The 15,337-nt window shown below is 48.1% G+C and carries 19 protein-coding genes; all 19 read right to left on the reverse strand.

Features of this window, described 5'->3' with window-relative positions:
* Nucleotides 1-13: 13 nt before the first annotated feature.
* Nucleotides 14-790: a thiazole synthase gene (locus H7R39_RS09345; protein WP_185898973.1), complete on the reverse strand. Its 777-nt coding sequence runs from the start codon at nt 788-790 to the stop codon at nt 14-16.
* A gap of 1 nt (nt 791) precedes the next feature.
* Nucleotides 792-986 (reverse strand): sulfur carrier protein ThiS, encoded by a 195-nt coding sequence (gene thiS / locus H7R39_RS09350; protein ID WP_185898974.1) that lies wholly within the window; start codon nt 984-986, stop codon nt 792-794.
* A gap of 88 nt (nt 987-1,074) precedes the next feature.
* Nucleotides 1,075-3,306, reverse strand: a complete 2,232-nt coding sequence (locus tag H7R39_RS09355; protein ID WP_185898975.1) for an MMPL family transporter — start codon at nt 3,304-3,306, stop codon at nt 1,075-1,077.
* Nucleotides 3,303-3,824, reverse strand: a complete 522-nt coding sequence (locus H7R39_RS09360; protein WP_185898976.1) for a LolA family protein — start codon at nt 3,822-3,824, stop codon at nt 3,303-3,305. The genes H7R39_RS09355 and H7R39_RS09360 overlap by 4 nt, the downstream gene beginning before the upstream one ends.
* Entirely contained in the window at nt 3,799-4,230 is a 432-nt protein-coding gene (locus H7R39_RS09365) for an acyl-CoA thioesterase (RefSeq protein ID WP_185898977.1), read from the reverse strand. Before H7R39_RS09365 ends, H7R39_RS09360 begins: the two co-directional genes overlap by 26 nt.
* A 1-nt stretch (nt 4,231) precedes the next feature.
* Nucleotides 4,232-5,965, reverse strand: a complete 1,734-nt coding sequence (locus H7R39_RS09370) for a glycosyltransferase family 2 protein (protein WP_185899422.1) — start codon at nt 5,963-5,965, stop codon at nt 4,232-4,234.
* On the reverse strand, nt 5,962-7,650 hold the full coding sequence (locus H7R39_RS09375) for an AMP-binding protein (protein WP_185898978.1): 1,689 nt from the start codon (nt 7,648-7,650) through the stop codon (nt 5,962-5,964). Before H7R39_RS09375 ends, H7R39_RS09370 begins: the two co-directional genes overlap by 4 nt.
* Nucleotides 7,640-8,176 carry a COG4648 family protein gene (locus tag H7R39_RS09380; RefSeq protein WP_185898979.1) on the reverse strand — a complete coding sequence of 179 codons (537 nt, stop codon included), beginning with the start codon at nt 8,174-8,176 and terminating at the stop codon, nt 7,640-7,642. The genes H7R39_RS09375 and H7R39_RS09380 overlap by 11 nt, the downstream gene beginning before the upstream one ends.
* The gene (locus H7R39_RS09385; protein WP_185898980.1) at nt 8,160-8,411 is read right to left on the reverse strand and encodes an acyl carrier protein; all 252 of its coding nucleotides are present in this window, start codon (nt 8,409-8,411) and stop codon (nt 8,160-8,162) included. Before H7R39_RS09385 ends, H7R39_RS09380 begins: the two co-directional genes overlap by 17 nt.
* 2 nt (nt 8,412-8,413) lie before the next feature.
* Entirely contained in the window at nt 8,414-8,671 is a 258-nt protein-coding gene (locus H7R39_RS09390; RefSeq protein ID WP_185898981.1) for a phosphopantetheine-binding protein, read from the reverse strand.
* A complete protein-coding gene (locus tag H7R39_RS09395; RefSeq protein WP_185898982.1) occupies nt 8,668-9,420 on the reverse strand; it encodes a lysophospholipid acyltransferase family protein in 753 nt (250 codons plus the stop codon). The genes H7R39_RS09390 and H7R39_RS09395 overlap by 4 nt, the downstream gene beginning before the upstream one ends.
* The gene (locus H7R39_RS09400; RefSeq protein ID WP_185898983.1) at nt 9,398-10,078 is read right to left on the reverse strand and encodes a beta-ketoacyl synthase chain length factor; all 681 of its coding nucleotides are present in this window, start codon (nt 10,076-10,078) and stop codon (nt 9,398-9,400) included. Before H7R39_RS09400 ends, H7R39_RS09395 begins: the two co-directional genes overlap by 23 nt.
* 16 nt (nt 10,079-10,094) lie before the next feature.
* A complete protein-coding gene (locus H7R39_RS09405; RefSeq protein WP_002946946.1) occupies nt 10,095-10,514 on the reverse strand; it encodes a hypothetical protein in 420 nt (139 codons plus the stop codon).
* A gap of 9 nt (nt 10,515-10,523) precedes the next feature.
* Nucleotides 10,524-10,949: a hypothetical protein gene (locus tag H7R39_RS09410; RefSeq protein WP_185898984.1), complete on the reverse strand. Its 426-nt coding sequence runs from the start codon at nt 10,947-10,949 to the stop codon at nt 10,524-10,526.
* 43 nt (nt 10,950-10,992) lie between these two features.
* On the reverse strand, nt 10,993-12,234 hold the full coding sequence (locus tag H7R39_RS09415) for a beta-ketoacyl-ACP synthase (RefSeq protein ID WP_185898985.1): 1,242 nt from the start codon (nt 12,232-12,234) through the stop codon (nt 10,993-10,995).
* Complete coding sequence (fabG, locus tag H7R39_RS09420) at nt 12,234-12,947, reverse strand: 3-oxoacyl-ACP reductase FabG (protein ID WP_185898986.1); 714 nt, start codon at nt 12,945-12,947, stop codon at nt 12,234-12,236. The genes H7R39_RS09415 and fabG overlap by 1 nt, the downstream gene beginning before the upstream one ends.
* Complete coding sequence (locus H7R39_RS09425) at nt 12,940-13,380, reverse strand: ApeP family dehydratase (protein WP_185898987.1); 441 nt, start codon at nt 13,378-13,380, stop codon at nt 12,940-12,942. Before H7R39_RS09425 ends, fabG begins: the two co-directional genes overlap by 8 nt.
* A complete protein-coding gene (locus tag H7R39_RS09430) occupies nt 13,377-14,543 on the reverse strand; it encodes a beta-ketoacyl synthase N-terminal-like domain-containing protein (RefSeq protein WP_185898988.1) in 1,167 nt (388 codons plus the stop codon). The genes H7R39_RS09425 and H7R39_RS09430 overlap by 4 nt, the downstream gene beginning before the upstream one ends.
* A complete protein-coding gene (locus tag H7R39_RS09435) occupies nt 14,530-14,925 on the reverse strand; it encodes a hypothetical protein (RefSeq protein WP_185898989.1) in 396 nt (131 codons plus the stop codon). Before H7R39_RS09435 ends, H7R39_RS09430 begins: the two co-directional genes overlap by 14 nt.
* Nucleotides 14,926-15,337 lie beyond the last annotated feature (412 nt).

Genomic DNA, 15,337 nt, shown 5'->3' on the forward strand with positions numbered 1-15,337 from the left:
TTTGAAGTCGAATTTACTCCAAAAATCCCGTCAGCGGACTCGACGCCCGCGCGCTATCGCTTACGCCCCCAAGCCCGGATAGATACGCCAGCCTACCCGCCCGGATCGCCAGCGCAAAGGCACGCGCCATCGTTTTTACGTCGCCAGCAGTCGCGATAGCGGTGTTTGCCATCACGGCCGCACAGCCCATCTGCATCGCTTCGCATGCCTGCGCGGGGCTGCCGATGCCAGCATCCACGATCACGGGCAGGTCTATCTCGGCGAGCAAAATTTTGATAAATTCACGCGTACAAAGGCCTTTGTTCGTCCCGATCGGAGCGCCCAGCGGCATCACGCACGCAGCCCCAGCCGACGCCAGATCGCGCGCGACGTTTAGATCGGGATACATATAGGGCATCACGACAAAGCCCATGCTTGCGAGCTTTTCGGTCGCTTTTATCGTCTCGTAGTTATCGGGCAGCAGGTATTTGCTGTCTCTGATGACCTCAACCTTGACAAGATCGCCGCAACCGGCCTCGCGCGCTAGCTTTGCTATACGCACGCACTCATCGGCGTTTCTAGCGCCTGAGGTGTTTGGTAGTAGCGTCACGCCCTTTGGGATAAAGTCCAGGATATTTTCGATCCCGCCCTCGTTCACGCGCCGAAGCGCTAGCGTGACGATCTGCGCGCCCGCCTCGTGCACTGCGGCCTCCAAAAGAGGTAGCGAAAATTTACCCGACCCCAGGATAAAGCGCGAGCTAAATTTATGCCCGCCAAGTTCTAAAATATCGTCTTTTTCGTAATTTTTCATCTCAGCCTCCGCCTACAAAATGCACTATCTCGGCCGAGTCGCAGTCTCGTAGCACCGTATCAAATTTATCTTTTGGCAAGATTTCGCCGTTTAGCTCGACTGCGATGCGCTCAGGTTTTAGTCCCTTTGCGGCGAGCAGCTGCGCTACGGTTTTGCCGATAAATTCGCCCTCGTCTTTGCCGTTTATTTTTAGCATTTTCTTTCCGTTTTATTAAATTTAGCGTGCCCTTGCGGGTCAAATTTCGCGCTGCGTAAGCTCGCGATTATACCTCTTTTTGCTAAATTTAAGCCAAATTTTTCATCGCCAGCGTGCAGGCGGCAAGCCCGTAAAAAGCGACGCAAAGGCTAACGGCTAGTCCAAAAACGCTAACTGCGGGCGTCTGGCTAAAACTAAGCGCAAAAAACGAGATAAAGCTCGTGATAAACGCGGCAAATATCCCAAATACGCGCTCCCGCCGCGATAAGTCCTCGTTCAGCGCAAAGATGAGATAATCGATCCCGACCGCGCTTGCCAAGATAAGCCCGAAAATCGCAAAAATATTTACGTGAACGCCAAGCGCCGCAAAACCGCAAAGCACGGCTAGCACGCCAAGCGTGATGACGCTCATGACCAAAAGCGAGCGTGCCGCCCCGAAAAACGCCCACAAAAGCGCAAACGCAAGCAAAAAAGCGCCACCCTTTAGCACCGCAGCCCAGGCCTTTGCCTCGGTCAAATTTTGATTTAGGACGCCTGCGAAATCCACGCTAAATGCGCCGTTTGCCTTTAAAATTTCATTCGTTTTCGCACCGCCCGCAAGCCCCTCGGCGTATACCGTGCTGCTGTTTTTACTCGGTAAAAATCGCGTCAAATTTTTCGCCGCGTCAAATTCTAAAATCTCGCTAATGCCGATAGTTTGCATGTTTGCGATCTTTTCTAGCTCGGATTTTACTAGCTCGCTAGGCAAGCCAAACTGTGCGTAAATTTTAAACATTTCCTCGTCTTTTACAGTTTCTTTAAAGATATTTTTTACACTTTCTTGCTCGGCGCGGCTTAGGATAAATTTAGAAACAGAGGCGTAGTCTTTAATGAGATTTGCCTGCTTTAGCTCGCGCATCAGCCGTTTTTCATCGCCGACTAGATCGTCGCCGCCCTTTAGCACGATGACGGAGTTTTGCGGCGCGGCGCCCGTTATCGTGCTGATCTTTTTAGACTGCTCCAGTAGCTCGGAGGGCGAGCTTGCGTAGTCTTTGATCTGCTCGGGCGTGCTTAGGCTTTTAAAATTTAGCGCCAAAATTCCCGCGCAAAGCACAAATGCGGCGAGTAAAATCTTTAAATTTATCACTCCCGCCGCACGCTCGCAAAGTCCCGCAAATTTATCAAAAAACCTTGAAAATACGGCGCTTTGCGAAAACGTCGCGCCCTCAAATATAAAAGGCAAGCAAAAATATGTAAATAAAAACGCCCCAAGCAGGGTAAATAGCGAAAATATCGCGGTTTGGCGCAGTAGCTCAAGCGACGAAAAGGCAAAAACGCCGTATCCGCTCATCGTGATGCAAAGCCCGAGCAAGAAAATCTTAAGCATCGGACGCACGCTCGCGGCAGCCACGGGCGCGTTTTGATTTTTACCCAGCCAGTGTAGCGCAAAATCAAACATGAGGCCCACAAGGCTCGTGCCGATAATCACGACCATGACGCTAAGGCTCTCGTAGATCAAAAGCGAAGCCGCAAGCCCGCACGCAAAGCCGAAAATCGCGACGAAAACGACGCAAAAAATGCGCAAATTTTTAAACGCGAGCAGCAAAAAAATCGCGCAAAGGCTAAGCGAAACCGCGCTCATAGCGGCACTTTCTTTGTCGCCGCCCTTTTTTCCATAGGCTCCGTATAGCGCGCCGCAGCTAGCGTAAGCCTGCACCGCGTCCCCAGCCGCGAGCTCGCGTACGCTTTCATAAAATTTGATCAAATTTCGCGGTTCGTAGCCGGGTTTTAGGCGCGCTTTTACGAGGTAAAATTTACCGCTCTCGTGCGCGGCTTCCAGCATCAAATTTGACAAATTTAGGCTGATTTTTGAGCCATCTAAGCTCATGTGCGAGCTTAGGGCGAAAAAATCATCCTTCGCGTTAAGCGGTTTAAAGGCGAATTGATTAAATAAATTTTGCGCGCTTTGTTTAAAAAACTCGTTTTTATCTTTTACTAAAAGCTCAAAGGTTTGCTCGTTTAAAAGCGCGATTTTTAGGGCATTTAGCTGGGTTAGATAGGAGGTTAAATTTACGTCCTGCTTCGCGCGGTACTCCTCAAAAACTCCGCTTTGCTCGGCTAAAATTTCGCTTTTTTCTAAAAACTCAGGCGAATTTGAAACTAGCAAAAACTCGTTTGAAGCGCTATCTAGCATCGATTTTAGCGCGGTTTGCTCGGTAGAGTTTTCAAATTTTACTAGAGAAAAAATATCCGCGTTTATCTTTTTCGCGTTTGTAAAACAAACGGCGAGCGCGGCCAAAAACGCCGCTAAAAAGATAAAAAAACGCGCGGATTTTTTCATTTTACGTTGTAAAAATCATTTACCGTTTTATCGCCGCTAACCTCGTTTAGCACGATCTTTTTGACGAATTTATCGCCTCCGACCAAAATACGCGTAAAGATTTGTTTTAGCAGTACGTTTTTAGGCGTGAGCTCGATTTTCCAGTTGTTTTTGTCGCCTGAGATTTTAAAGATAAATTCCTTCTCAAGCTCGGCTTTATCGAGCTTTATGATAGATAAAAAGAGCTTTTTATCAAAATTTTGATCGATTTTTATGAGCTGGTTGCCGCTTTTTTGAAAGATCCCGCGCTCGTTTATGACGATGCTCACCGCGATCGGGCTTAGCGTGTCGTAGAGCAGCTCGCTTTGGCTGAGTTCAAATTTGCCGTAGCTTTTAAACTCCACGTTAAAGCCGCTCAAAAACTTCGTCTGAGCGAAATCGCCGCTGATATTTTGCGTTTTGATTTGAGATTTTATCTCGTTAAAATCAAGCCCCATCAGGCTCGCCGCCAAACTAAAAATTATTGCTATTTTTTTCATTTATATACCTTTTTATTGCATTTTGTAACTCTTGCGGGATCTCAAAGCACGTCTGCATCGCGCACATATCGACGGCTGCTTGCGAGCTAGAGCCCGTGCACAGCGTCTCGCCTGTTTTTGCGTTTCTGACGACGTAGCCGATCTTTAGAAAGCACTCGCACTCTTTTAGCGTCGCCTCCACCTCGATCTCGTCGCCGAAAAACACGGGTTTTATGTATTTCGCCTCGATTTTTACGATCGGGTAGGCGTAGCCGTCCGCCCTCATCGCCTCGTAGTCGTAGCCTATCTCCTCTAGCAGCGCGCATCTAGCCGTCTCGAAATACTTCACGTAGTTGCCGTGCCACACGACGTTCATACTGTCTACGTCGTAAAACTGCGCCTTTAGCGCGACTGATTTTGATATCATCTCATCTCCAAAAATCAAAAAAATTAAACCACTGCGTAGGCGTTTGCTTGCAGCGATTTTCCAGCTCGCGGACGTAAATTTGCAGATATTCGCGCGCTGCGGCGGTCTTATCTCGCCCTAGCTTTACGGCGCTTGCTAGCGGTACGAGCTCGATCCTAAATTTGCCGCCTATTTTTTGGCACCACAGCGAGCTTATTTTTACACCTAAAATCCCGGCGATCAAGTAAGGACCGTAGTTAAAGCTCGCCTCCTTGCCTAGAAATTTCACGCACGCGGCCTTATCGCCGCCAAGGGGCGTCCTATCGCCCATTATACCGATATGCGCGCCGCTTTCGACGATATTTTTTAGCTCCAGCATCGCGGCTACGTCGAGCTCGTTAACTAGCATCATGCGCACGCTGCCGTCGCTTTGGCTGATCTGCTTTAGCACCTCGTTAAACTCGCGCGAGTTTTTGTCATAGGCCAAAATCACCATCCTAAAGCCATCGACCCGCGCGCCCAGAGCCTTGCAAATTTCGACGTTTCCAAGGTGCGCCGTGAGCAAAATTTGCCCCTTTTGCGCGCCGATTAGTTCGCTTTTTATATGCTCTAGATCTATGATCTCTAGCTCGTCATCTTTAATCTTGCCTTTCCAGACTCTAAATTTATCGCAAATAGCTCCGCCAAACGCCTCAAAATGGCTAAAAACGCTCGTTTTTTTTAGCGTCTGCGCGCCCGCAAATTCGCTTAAATTTCGTCTAAATGCCGCGATGTTCTCGCGCTCGTTTTTTGAAAAAATATAATAAAACCAAACCACGATTTTAACGATAAGCTTTAGCGCGAACTCAGGCAAAATTTGCGCCAAAAATAGGCTAAGTCTCAGAAAAAACGCGCCGCCTCTTTCCTGCTTTTTCCACCAGAGATTTTGCTCGGCGTTTTCTTGCGATTTTTTTAAATTTTGCGCATCATTCGCTTTGTTTGCCTCATCAAATTTACGCGGCTCGACGTGCGTCTTCTCGCTCAAATTTAGCCCACACGCTCGCCAAATTTTACTCAGCGCAAATTTGGGCAGAGAAAAGAAGCATTTTGCGTGCATGAGGCTGATTAGCGCGTTATCGCGTAGCATCTTAAAGTGCGAAACGCCGCCCTTTTCGTAGCACACGCACGTATCTATCCAGCGCACGTCGATGCCCTGTCTTACGGCATTTACGAGGATCTCGATGTCAAATTCCATCCTATTTGTTTTGCTTTTCGCCGCCGCTTTTTTAAGCTGCTCTAAAGGATAAACGCGAAAGCCGCACATAGCGTCTTTTACGCCAAGGCTTAGCGTATTTATCGCGACCCAAAAATTCGTGATTTTCCTACCGTAAACGCGTGATTTTGGCGCATCATCGCCGTAGATAGGATTTGCGCAGACGATACTTTGCGGGTGCGCCCGGCTCTCGCGCAAAAACTCGCCGATAAGCGCCGCGTCGTGCTGAAAATCGGCATCGATTTGCAAAACGTGGCTAAATCCGCGCTCCAGCGCAAATTTAAACCCCTCCTTCATCGCGATACCCTTGCCGCCGTTTTGCGCGCGCGTGAGCAGCAAGATACCCTCCGTGCGCTCAAGCTCCGCCAAAATTTGCTTGCTCGCCTCGTCCGAGCCGTCGTCCACGACGATAACGGGTAGCTCGTATGTTTTTAGCGCGGCGATCAGGGCTTTGATATTTTGCGGATGGTTGTAAAAGGGCACCAAAAACGCAAATTTATTCAAAGCGTAGCCCTTCCCGTCGAGCACTTTTCGCCGTTACAAAACAGCTCAAAGTAAAGCTTGCCGCCGCGTTTTTCAAAACAAACGCGAAGCGCGTCGCTAGGTCTTACAAACTTCATAAATTTTAGATTTTCAACCGTGCTAGCGCCGCCAACGTCGATACCTACGCCGCTAACTAGCTCAAAGACGTAGTCAAGCTGCATAAATCCCGGCAGTAGCGGCAAATTTGGAAAATGGCTTTCAAAAATCTCAAGCCCCGCGTGCATGATAGCGCTAAATTCGTATTTTTGCGCGTGGTTTTCGAGCCGATCGCCGCCCTCGTCAAATTTAGCGCACCCATCGTTTACATTATCTGCGCCGCAGTTTAAGCCGCTCGCTAAATTTTGGCCGTTTTGGTAAATTTGACCGCCGCAAATTTCACCCGCTTCATTTACGCGCCCGCCGCTCCAAACGGGCTTAGGGCTAGCAAATAGCACTTTTTCAAATTCGCTTTTTTCAAATTTACCCTGCTGATTTCGCGGCATTTTTTCCACTATTTTAAAGTAGCGGACGCTGTTTTTAAACTCGAGCTTCAAAAGCTCTTTTAGCTCGGTTGCCACGCCTTTTTTGCCGATTTTTCTAAATTTTTTAAGCCCCTCGCCGTTAAGCTGTAAAAGCGCGGCGATGCGTTTAAATTTCGGGTGCGGCGCGCAGTAGCAGTCCGCGAGCAGACCGCTCTCTAGCAGCTTTGTTTCGATGCTCTCCAGGCTCACGCGCTTGTCATTTAGCTTCACGATGCGATCTATCCTGCCTTGTAGCGCGAGGCGGCCCTCGTCGATGCTAGCCGCGTCGTTAGTCTGAAAAAACTCGCACCAAGGTGAGCTCACGTTTAGCGCGCCCCTGTCATCCAGCCCCGCGTTCACCGCGCCAAATAGCCTAAGTCCGCACCCCTCGTCTCTAGCCACTATGCCCGTTTCCGTACTGCCGTAGATTTCGATGATCCGTGCGTCGCAGATTTGGCCTAGCTCGCTTCTTAGCTCCTTTTTTAGCGGCGAACCAGCACTTACGATCCCGCTTAAGCCTTTTAGCGCGCTTGCGGCGGGACTTTGAGCTAGAGTTCTAAGTAGCACCGGACTAGCGATAAATACGTGATTTGCAAGCTCCAAACCCAAAATCGCCTCGGGATAGTTTAGCTCGTCCGCGATAACGCGAGCGCCCAGCACCAGCGGCAAAAAAACCTTAAACGTAAGTCCAAACATATGCCTGTGCGAAACGCTTGAAAAAAAGGTGTTTTGGCTACTAAAATTTAGCTCAGCGGCTAGATACTCGCTCTCTTTTATCATCTGCGCGAGCGACTTTTCTATCATCTTGCTTTTGCCGCTCGAGCCTGAAGTTTGCAGATAAAATTTAGCCTGCGGATCAAATTTGAGTCCGTTTGCGGGCTTGCTTGAAAGAAAATTTGAAAAATTTTCGTCGTTTACTGCAGTTAAATTTGGCTCATAAACCGGCTTTGCCAGCACGTAAGGCGCAGCGCCCGCCAAAAGCGAGCCGAAAAACGCAGCGTAAAATTTAAACGCGTCGTCAATGTAAATTTGCAGCTCTTTTATGCCGTTTTTTTCTAAAAACGCGGCAAATCCGAGGCACGCCTCAAATACGTCGCGCGAGTCGTCCGTAAATCTAAAATTTTTTAAATTTTCTTCAAAGCTCATTATTTTTTACAAATCTCTTTCTAAATAAAATTTCCCCGAAAAACAGCGCTCCCATCAGCGCGTAAGATATCGCGCCGCTATAAACGCTCCAGTAAAATTTATCCTCAATCAAAGCTAGCGCAAGCGATATGGCGGCGTTAAAAACAAAAAACGCGCACCAAATTTTGGTCAAATTTCGCGTATAGATCACGCCTTTTTCATCCAAATCAGGCTCTTTTAGTCTTGCGATTTTGGTGATGACGGCCTCGTTTTTTAGGCTAAAAGCAAAAAACGCTAAAAACGCCAAACTCACCAAAAAAGGGTAAAGGTACGCCAAAAATCCGCCTCTAAAAATCATACAAATTATGAAAAAAACGGCGGCCGAGATACTAAGCCTTCTCTCAAAGCCGCTTGAATACGCCCCGCGCGCTATCCACAGCGCAGCCAGCGCCCATACGACCCAAAAGGCAAAATCGCCCGCGAAAAATAGCGCGAACGGGTAGATGACACTAACTACGCTTAGGACGATTTTAAGCTTGCTCGTCAAATTTTTTAGCCACCGCGCTTACGATGTCTTCGAGCGTTTTTACATTTTTAAAGTCTTCAGGCATCAATCGGTATCCTGTTTTGCGCTTGATGTGATCTATAAGATCGATCGCGTCGATGCTATCTATCTGCAAATCCTCGTAAATGCGCGTTTGCAGCGTGATTTTAGCCTCATCGATCTCAAAAAGCTGCACTAGCGCTGACTTTAAAATCTCAAAAATTTCTTCTTTTTTCATCGTTAGTTCCTGTTTTCAAAGATGTATTGCGCGAGGCTTTTTACGCTGTAAAAAATCTCTTTTAAATTTGCGGTTTTAGAGTCCAAAACTAGGCCGTAGCTTTTTTGTACTGCAAGGCCAAGCTCAAGCGCATCGACGCTATCAAGCCCTAGCCCTTCGTTAAAAAGCGGCGCGTTTTCGTCGATATCGCTCGGCTTCATATCCTCTAAATTTAAGCTCTTTATGATGAGCTCTTTTATCTCATCTATTAGTTCGTTCATCGTTTAAACTCCTTTGTATAATTTTCGCTGATAAAAGCGTGCAGCTCTCTAGCCCTGATCGGGTTTGGCCTATCCGCGCAAAATCCGTCCAAATTTAGCCTAAAAAGCTCTTTGAACTCGTATTTTATCATAACGCTCGGGGTTTTGTACCAAGGCTCGTTTTTTTTGAGGCTGGGCGGATCCATTTTGATGGCGACGGCGACTAGCTGCTTTGCCGCATTTACCGCGATATAGGCGGCCGCTTTATGAAAAACTATCTCGCCCGCCGTGCGCGTACCTTCGGGAAATATTATCAAACTTTCGCCGCTTTTTAGGGCGTCCGCGCTTTTTTGCAAGAGCTCCTCATTAGCGGTATTTAGGATATATCCGCATGATTTTATCGCGGGAGCTAAGAAGATATTTTTACCAAGGCTTGCTTTTACCACGCAGTTTGCGCGGCGAATGAGCGCTATCAAAAAGACGACGTCTAAAAGCGAAGGGTGATTTGCGATGATTATCTGCGAGGCGGAGCCAAGCCCCAAAGGAAGGTCAAATTTGGTGCGCTGATAGCCGCAAATTTGAGTAGAAAATATAAAAAATATCCAAGCCAAACGCACCAAATCGCGGCAAAAATTTCGGATAAATTTAAATTTATAAAGCCCAAGAAGCGCAACCGGAACAAAGATCAAATTTCCAAGCGCGCAAATGAGTCCAAATAGCGCGAAATTCGCCCCTACGATAAAAATCTTAAACCAGTGACGAGGGCTCATAATCCCACCGCCAAGCGGAGTTTTTATCCGCGCTTTGCCAGGAGCATTTTTGCTTCGGATCAAAATTTTGCAGGAATTTGACGAGCAAATTTTCATCCGTTTTGCCGCTAATTTCGCTTTGCGATAGGCTCAAATTTTCACCCTCGCTAACTAGCAAACAAACCATACAAGAGGGCGCAGACTCGTCAAAATACTCCTGCGAAATGCTCTCGTGATAGGCTAAAACCAGAGCGTTTTTAGCTCCGCTTTTTAGCATCAGATGCGCCTGCACCAAAGCGTACTCTAGCGGCGCGTATGCCGAAACGGCTGAGATTTCGCTGCTATTTTTAAAATTTATCGCTAAAAGCGAGGAAAGGGCGTTGTGCACCGAGAGCGAAAACGAGGTCGGCGATATGAGCTCGCCGTGAGCTAGCGTGTTTTGCAGCTCAAAACAGCGATTTATCTCGCCCTCATAAGAGCTAAAAACGATAGGCATATTAAGCGGCGCGATGTTTTTGGTTAGATCAAAGGCGCACTTTGCCGCTCGGCTAAGCCTACGGCGCTCAAGCGGAGGCACGTGCGAGACGTCAAGCTCCCTCTCGTATGCCGCCAGCTTCGCATCCTGCTCGCCGTTAAAAACTACCGCGTCAAAAAAATCGAGTTTAAATTTTAGCCTCATTCGCCCCTCTCGCCGCTTATTTTGCTATATCGCCTTTTAGCGTTACGCCCGCCATCAAAGCGCCCGCGCCGCACTGAAACTGCGTTTTGGAGTCAAAAGGCTGTTTTTTGTAGTAGCCCGTTAAATTTACTACCCTCGCGCCACCCTCTTGCACCGCGCGCTCTTGGAAAGTCTTTATCGCCGACAAAAACGCCCACTGGCACGCCTCTTTGTCGCTTTTGTTAAAGGCGTTGGTTTTTTTGTTTGCCATTAGGCCGCTTTTGATGATGCCGCCTTTCGTACCCGAGCCAAAGCTTAGCTTGATGTTTGGATTTAGCACCTCTTTTGCCTTCGGCGAGCTTAACGCCTCCTCGATCGAAAAGCTAAGCACGTCGTCGCGCGCGCTCAAATTTAAAGCCAAGGCGCAAACGCCTGCTAAAACTAATAATTTTTTCATTTTTTCTCCTTATTTCAAATTTGCTTTCAACGCCACCGCAGTCGCCATATTTCCGACTACGCATTGAAATTTATCCTTGCTATCCAGCAACTTATCCCTATAGTTTCCTTGTATGTTCACGACGCTGCTTTTGCCCGCGTTTTTCGCCGCCGTTTGCAGATCGACTAAGACCTTAACAAAAACGTATTCGCAAGACTCCTTGTAGTTATCCTCGCGCGGGTCTTTTACCGCGTCGCCGAAACTATCTTCCTCGACCGCGCGGTATTTGTTGCTACGCCTTTGCGATTTTACTGGCTCTAGCTCCTCATCTGTCTGCTTAGAAAACTGCAAGCTTATATCTTTTAGCAGATATTTCTTTGCAAATTTAGACTCCAGCGCGCTTGCGATATCGTGCTCGTAAAACTCGTCCTTTGCCGCCGAAAAAGAGCAAATCAAAAGCAAAACGGCTAAAATTCATTTCATATTTTACCTTCAAATTTTAAATTCTTTTAAATATCAGCGATGTATTTACTCCGCCGAAAGCAAAGTTGTTACTCATCACAAAGTCCGTATCTATCGCGGTTTGCTCGGTCAGGTAAAAAAGAGGCGCGCAACTAGGATCAACGCGGGTCAAATTTATCGTCGGGAAAAATCTTTTCTCCCGCATCATCATCACGCTAAATATCGCCTCCAAACCGCCGCAAGCTCCTAGCGTATGGCCGAGGTAGCTTTTTAGCGAGCTGATAGCGATCTTATCGCCAAAAAGCTCGTTTGTAGCGATACTCTCGGCGATATCGCCTTGTTTAGTCGCCGTGGCGTGAGCATTTACGTAGCCGATCTTTTCAGGCGTTAAATTTGCGTCTTTTAGCGCCAAAGCCATCGCGCCTTTCATCGTCGCGCTTTGCGGACGCGTTACGTGCGAGCCGTCGCAGTTTGAGCCAAAGCCTACGACCTCGGCGTAAATTTTAGCCCCACGCTTTACGGCACTCTCTTCGCTCTCTAGTAAAAGTATCCCAGCGCCCTCGCCTAGTACTAGCCCGTCGCGCTCCTCGTCAAACGGGGCAGGCGAAATCTCGGGCGAGCTATTTTTCACGCTAGTGGCGTAGAGCATGTCAAACACATATGCCTCGCTCGGGCACAGCTCCTCCGCGCCGCCTGCTAGCATCATATCAATTTTGCCACTTTTGATACTCTCGTAGGCGTATCCGATCGCATGCGAGCCGCTCGTACATGCCGAGGAGGTCGGGATGATGCGCCCTTTTAGCGAGTAAAAAAGCGCGATATTTGCCGCCGTGGTGTGAGGCATCATCTTGATGTAGGTGTTGGCGTTACACTCGTTTTCGCCGCGCTCTAGTAGCTTTGCCATTGCTAGTATCGACTCGGTGCTGCCCGTGGACGAACCGCACGCAACGCCTAGTCTACCGTCTTGCATGCTAGGATCGAGGCTCGCGGCGTCTAAATTTTCGCCCCGCATTAGCCCCGCGTCTCTTAGCGCCAGCCCCGCCGCCTCGACGCTATACATAGAAACAGTGCCTAGGCTTCTTAGCTGCTTGCGGTCCCACGAACTAGGGCACTCATAGTCCTCTATGGGTGCAGCTAGGCGGGTATTTAGATCCTCATATCTATCCCACTGCCGCATATATTTCACGGCGTTTCGGCCGAGCTCAAATTTAGCCCTTATCTCCTCCCAGCTCTTGCCAAAGGCGCTCACCATGCCCATACCCGTTATAAAAACTCGCATCAGCAAAGCCCTCCGTTTACGCCGATAACCTGCCTCGTTATGTAGGCTGCGCCCTCGCTTAGCAAAAACTCGACCAAAGGCGCGACCTCGTCCGCCCTGCCCGCTCTTTTAGCTGGGATTGCCCTTAATATCTCCTCCATCGGCAAACCGCCGTCCGTCATATCCGTCTCGATGAGTCCAGGCGCGATACAGTTTACGGTGATATTTCGCGAGGCTAGCTCGGCGGCTAGGGATTTTGCCGCGCCGATGAGACCTGCCTTGCTAGCCGCGTAGTTACTCTGACCGCGGTTGCCTATGACGCCTGAAACCGAGCTCATCACGACGATACGAGCGGGCTTTTTAGCGCGGATCATAGGCATGAGAGCGGGCTTTAGGACGTTATAAAAGCCGTTTAAATTCGTATCCACGACGCCAAACCAATCCTCGTCCTCGATCGCAACGAACGTATTATCGCGCGTGATGCCAGCGTTTAGCACGACGGCGTAATAAGCGCCGTTAGCCTCTATGTCGGCTTCGATCGCCGCCCTTGCCGCCTGCGTATCTGCTACGTCAAATTTTAAAGCGCTCAAATTTAACTCGTTTTGTAAATTTAATAATTGCTCGCTCGCGCTTTTACCGTGCAGCACGACCTCGTATCCCGCCGCCGCCAGCCGCCTAGCCACCGCTTCTCCGATGCCGCGACTCGAGCCCGTTATCAGCACTCTTTTACTCATCTAGTATCCTTTTTACGTATTCCTCGTCCGGGCTGAGCACGTTTAGCGTCGCACGTGCTCCAAGCTCGCCGTTTACGTAAAGCTCGCAGTCGTAAACGCCAAAACCGCTTGCATCTTGTATCGAGCAGGCAGCTTCGATGACGACTTCGTCTCCGACCTTTAAAAACTGCTTAAATATCTCAAATTTTCTACTGCCCAGCAAAAAACCCAGTCCGAATTTCATCCCCTTTAGCTCGCGCATCTTTGAGTCGTAGATGCCCAGCGACTGAGCCATCATCTCGACGGTTTTATGCATGGCGAATTTGCCGTCTGCAAGAAATTTATTATCCTCTTTTATAACGCTTTTGGTTTTTATGCGCCCATCTTCAAATTTAAGCACCTCGTCGATAAAAATGATCGCCGTGCCGTGCGGAAGATAATCTCCAAGGCTCATTTCGCCCTCCCAAACACGATCGCAGCGTTATCGCCGCCAAATGCAAACGACAGCGACATAGCTGAATTTACGACTGCTTTTTGGCCAAATTTTACCAAATTTACCCCCTCTATCTCATCACCGTAAACGCCGTCATATACGTGCGGCGGCAGCGCGGTTTCGCCCTTGGCGCAAAGCATAGCGCAAAGCGCGCTCTCAATAGCTCCTGCGGCTCCTAACGTGTGGCCGATTAGAGGCTTAACGGAGCTGGCAAAAACGCTCGGCATAAGCGAGTGCACGATCTTTGCCTCGATTTTATCGTTTGCCTGCGTGCCCGTGCCGTGTAAATTTATATAATCGACGCTGCTTAAATTTGCCGCCCGAAGCGCCTTTTGCACGCACTTCGTTTGCATCTGAGCGCTAAAATCGGGCTGCGTCATATGAAACGCATCGCAGTTTGAGTGCTCGCCCGCGATAACGACGTTTGAGATTTCATCCCTGCTCGCCACGAAAAATGCCGCGCCTTCGCCGATATTTATGCCGTCGCGGTTTTTGGAAAACGGATTGGTTTCGCGCGCGCTTAGGATGCCTAGACTATCAAAGCCGTTTATCGTTAGCGTGTTTAGGCTATCCACGCCGCCGCAGATAACGGCGTCGCAGATACCCGACTTCAGCAGTCTTTTTGCCGTTATGATCGCCTTGACGCCCGACGTACAGGCGGTCGATACGGAAAACGCAACTGAGCTGAGCCCGTAAAAATCGGCGATAAATTCGGACGGATTGGCTAGAGAGTTGCGATTTATGCCAAATTTTGAAGCATCGAAAACCCCCGTCGCGGCAAAATCTTTAAACGTTTCGTAATTTTCCTCTACGCCGCTAGTGGTCGTACCTACGACTACACCGACGCGGTTTTTGCCGTATTTTTTGATAGCGTTTCGTACGTCTATATCTATCTGCAAAAGCGCGCTTAAAACCAGAGCGTTCGTGCGCGTTTGCAGGTGTTTTGGCGTATTTTGACTAAATTTAGCTAGCGGCGCGCCGACTTTGCCGAGGATAAAGCTTTTATCCGCCCTAAAGCCTTCGCAAACGCTCAAAAATCTCTTTTCGCCGCATAAATTTGCAAAATTTTCCTCCGCATCGGCTCCGGCTGCGCTGATGACGGCGGGCTTGCTAACGTATATCAAGAGCTCTCACCTTAAAATTTTCGTTATTTGCCGTTATGATGGCCTCTTTTTGATTTGATTTTACGATACTTAGCACTTTAACAAAAAGCTCGTTGTAAGCGCCATTTGGCGGTAAAAAGCCGATAGCTTCAAATTCGCCGCTCGGTCTTAAAACCCGCCTAGCCAGCGGAGTACCCATGGAATTTATCATCGTAAAATAAAAATCCTCTTTTTCATGCGAAATATAGAGCAAATTTGAGCCGCTTTGGGAAATCACTTCAAACTCGCGTTTATCGAAATTTACGATCTGCGGAACATCAAATTTAGCCTTCGCCGCACATCCGCCGAGCGCAAACGCTAGAGCAAAAATAGATATAAAATTTAAAACCTTTTTAAACCACACTCTTTGGTCGCCTTATTAAATTTTGTTTGTTTTAGAATAATGCACAGATTATATCTTTTTAACCTTTAAAAACAACGCAGGGTGCAAAAATCGGCATGCAAGATATTTTTTAATAAAATTTGTCGGGCTTTGTTAAAAAATTTGGCAACGAGATTTTGGTTTTAAAAATACAACAATGTAAATTTGGTAATCGTATTTTAAAAATTGTCGTATTTCATTAGTATGCATATATCCGTGTACGGAGAATTAAATTTGGCATTGTCAGCTATGGCACTATATTGTAATTTTCAAAATAACGCCATCAAAATATATTGTTTTTTACAGCCATTAACTATCAATAATAAAGATAACAGCAGTTAGTTTTTAAGTTGCTTGCTACTGGCAGGCGTTTTTATTGTTTTTTGACTAGCAT

Origin of the sequence: Campylobacter massiliensis (genome assembly GCF_014253065.1) — a bacterium.
GTDB lineage: Bacteria > Campylobacterota > Campylobacteria > Campylobacterales > Campylobacteraceae > Campylobacter_A > Campylobacter_A massiliensis.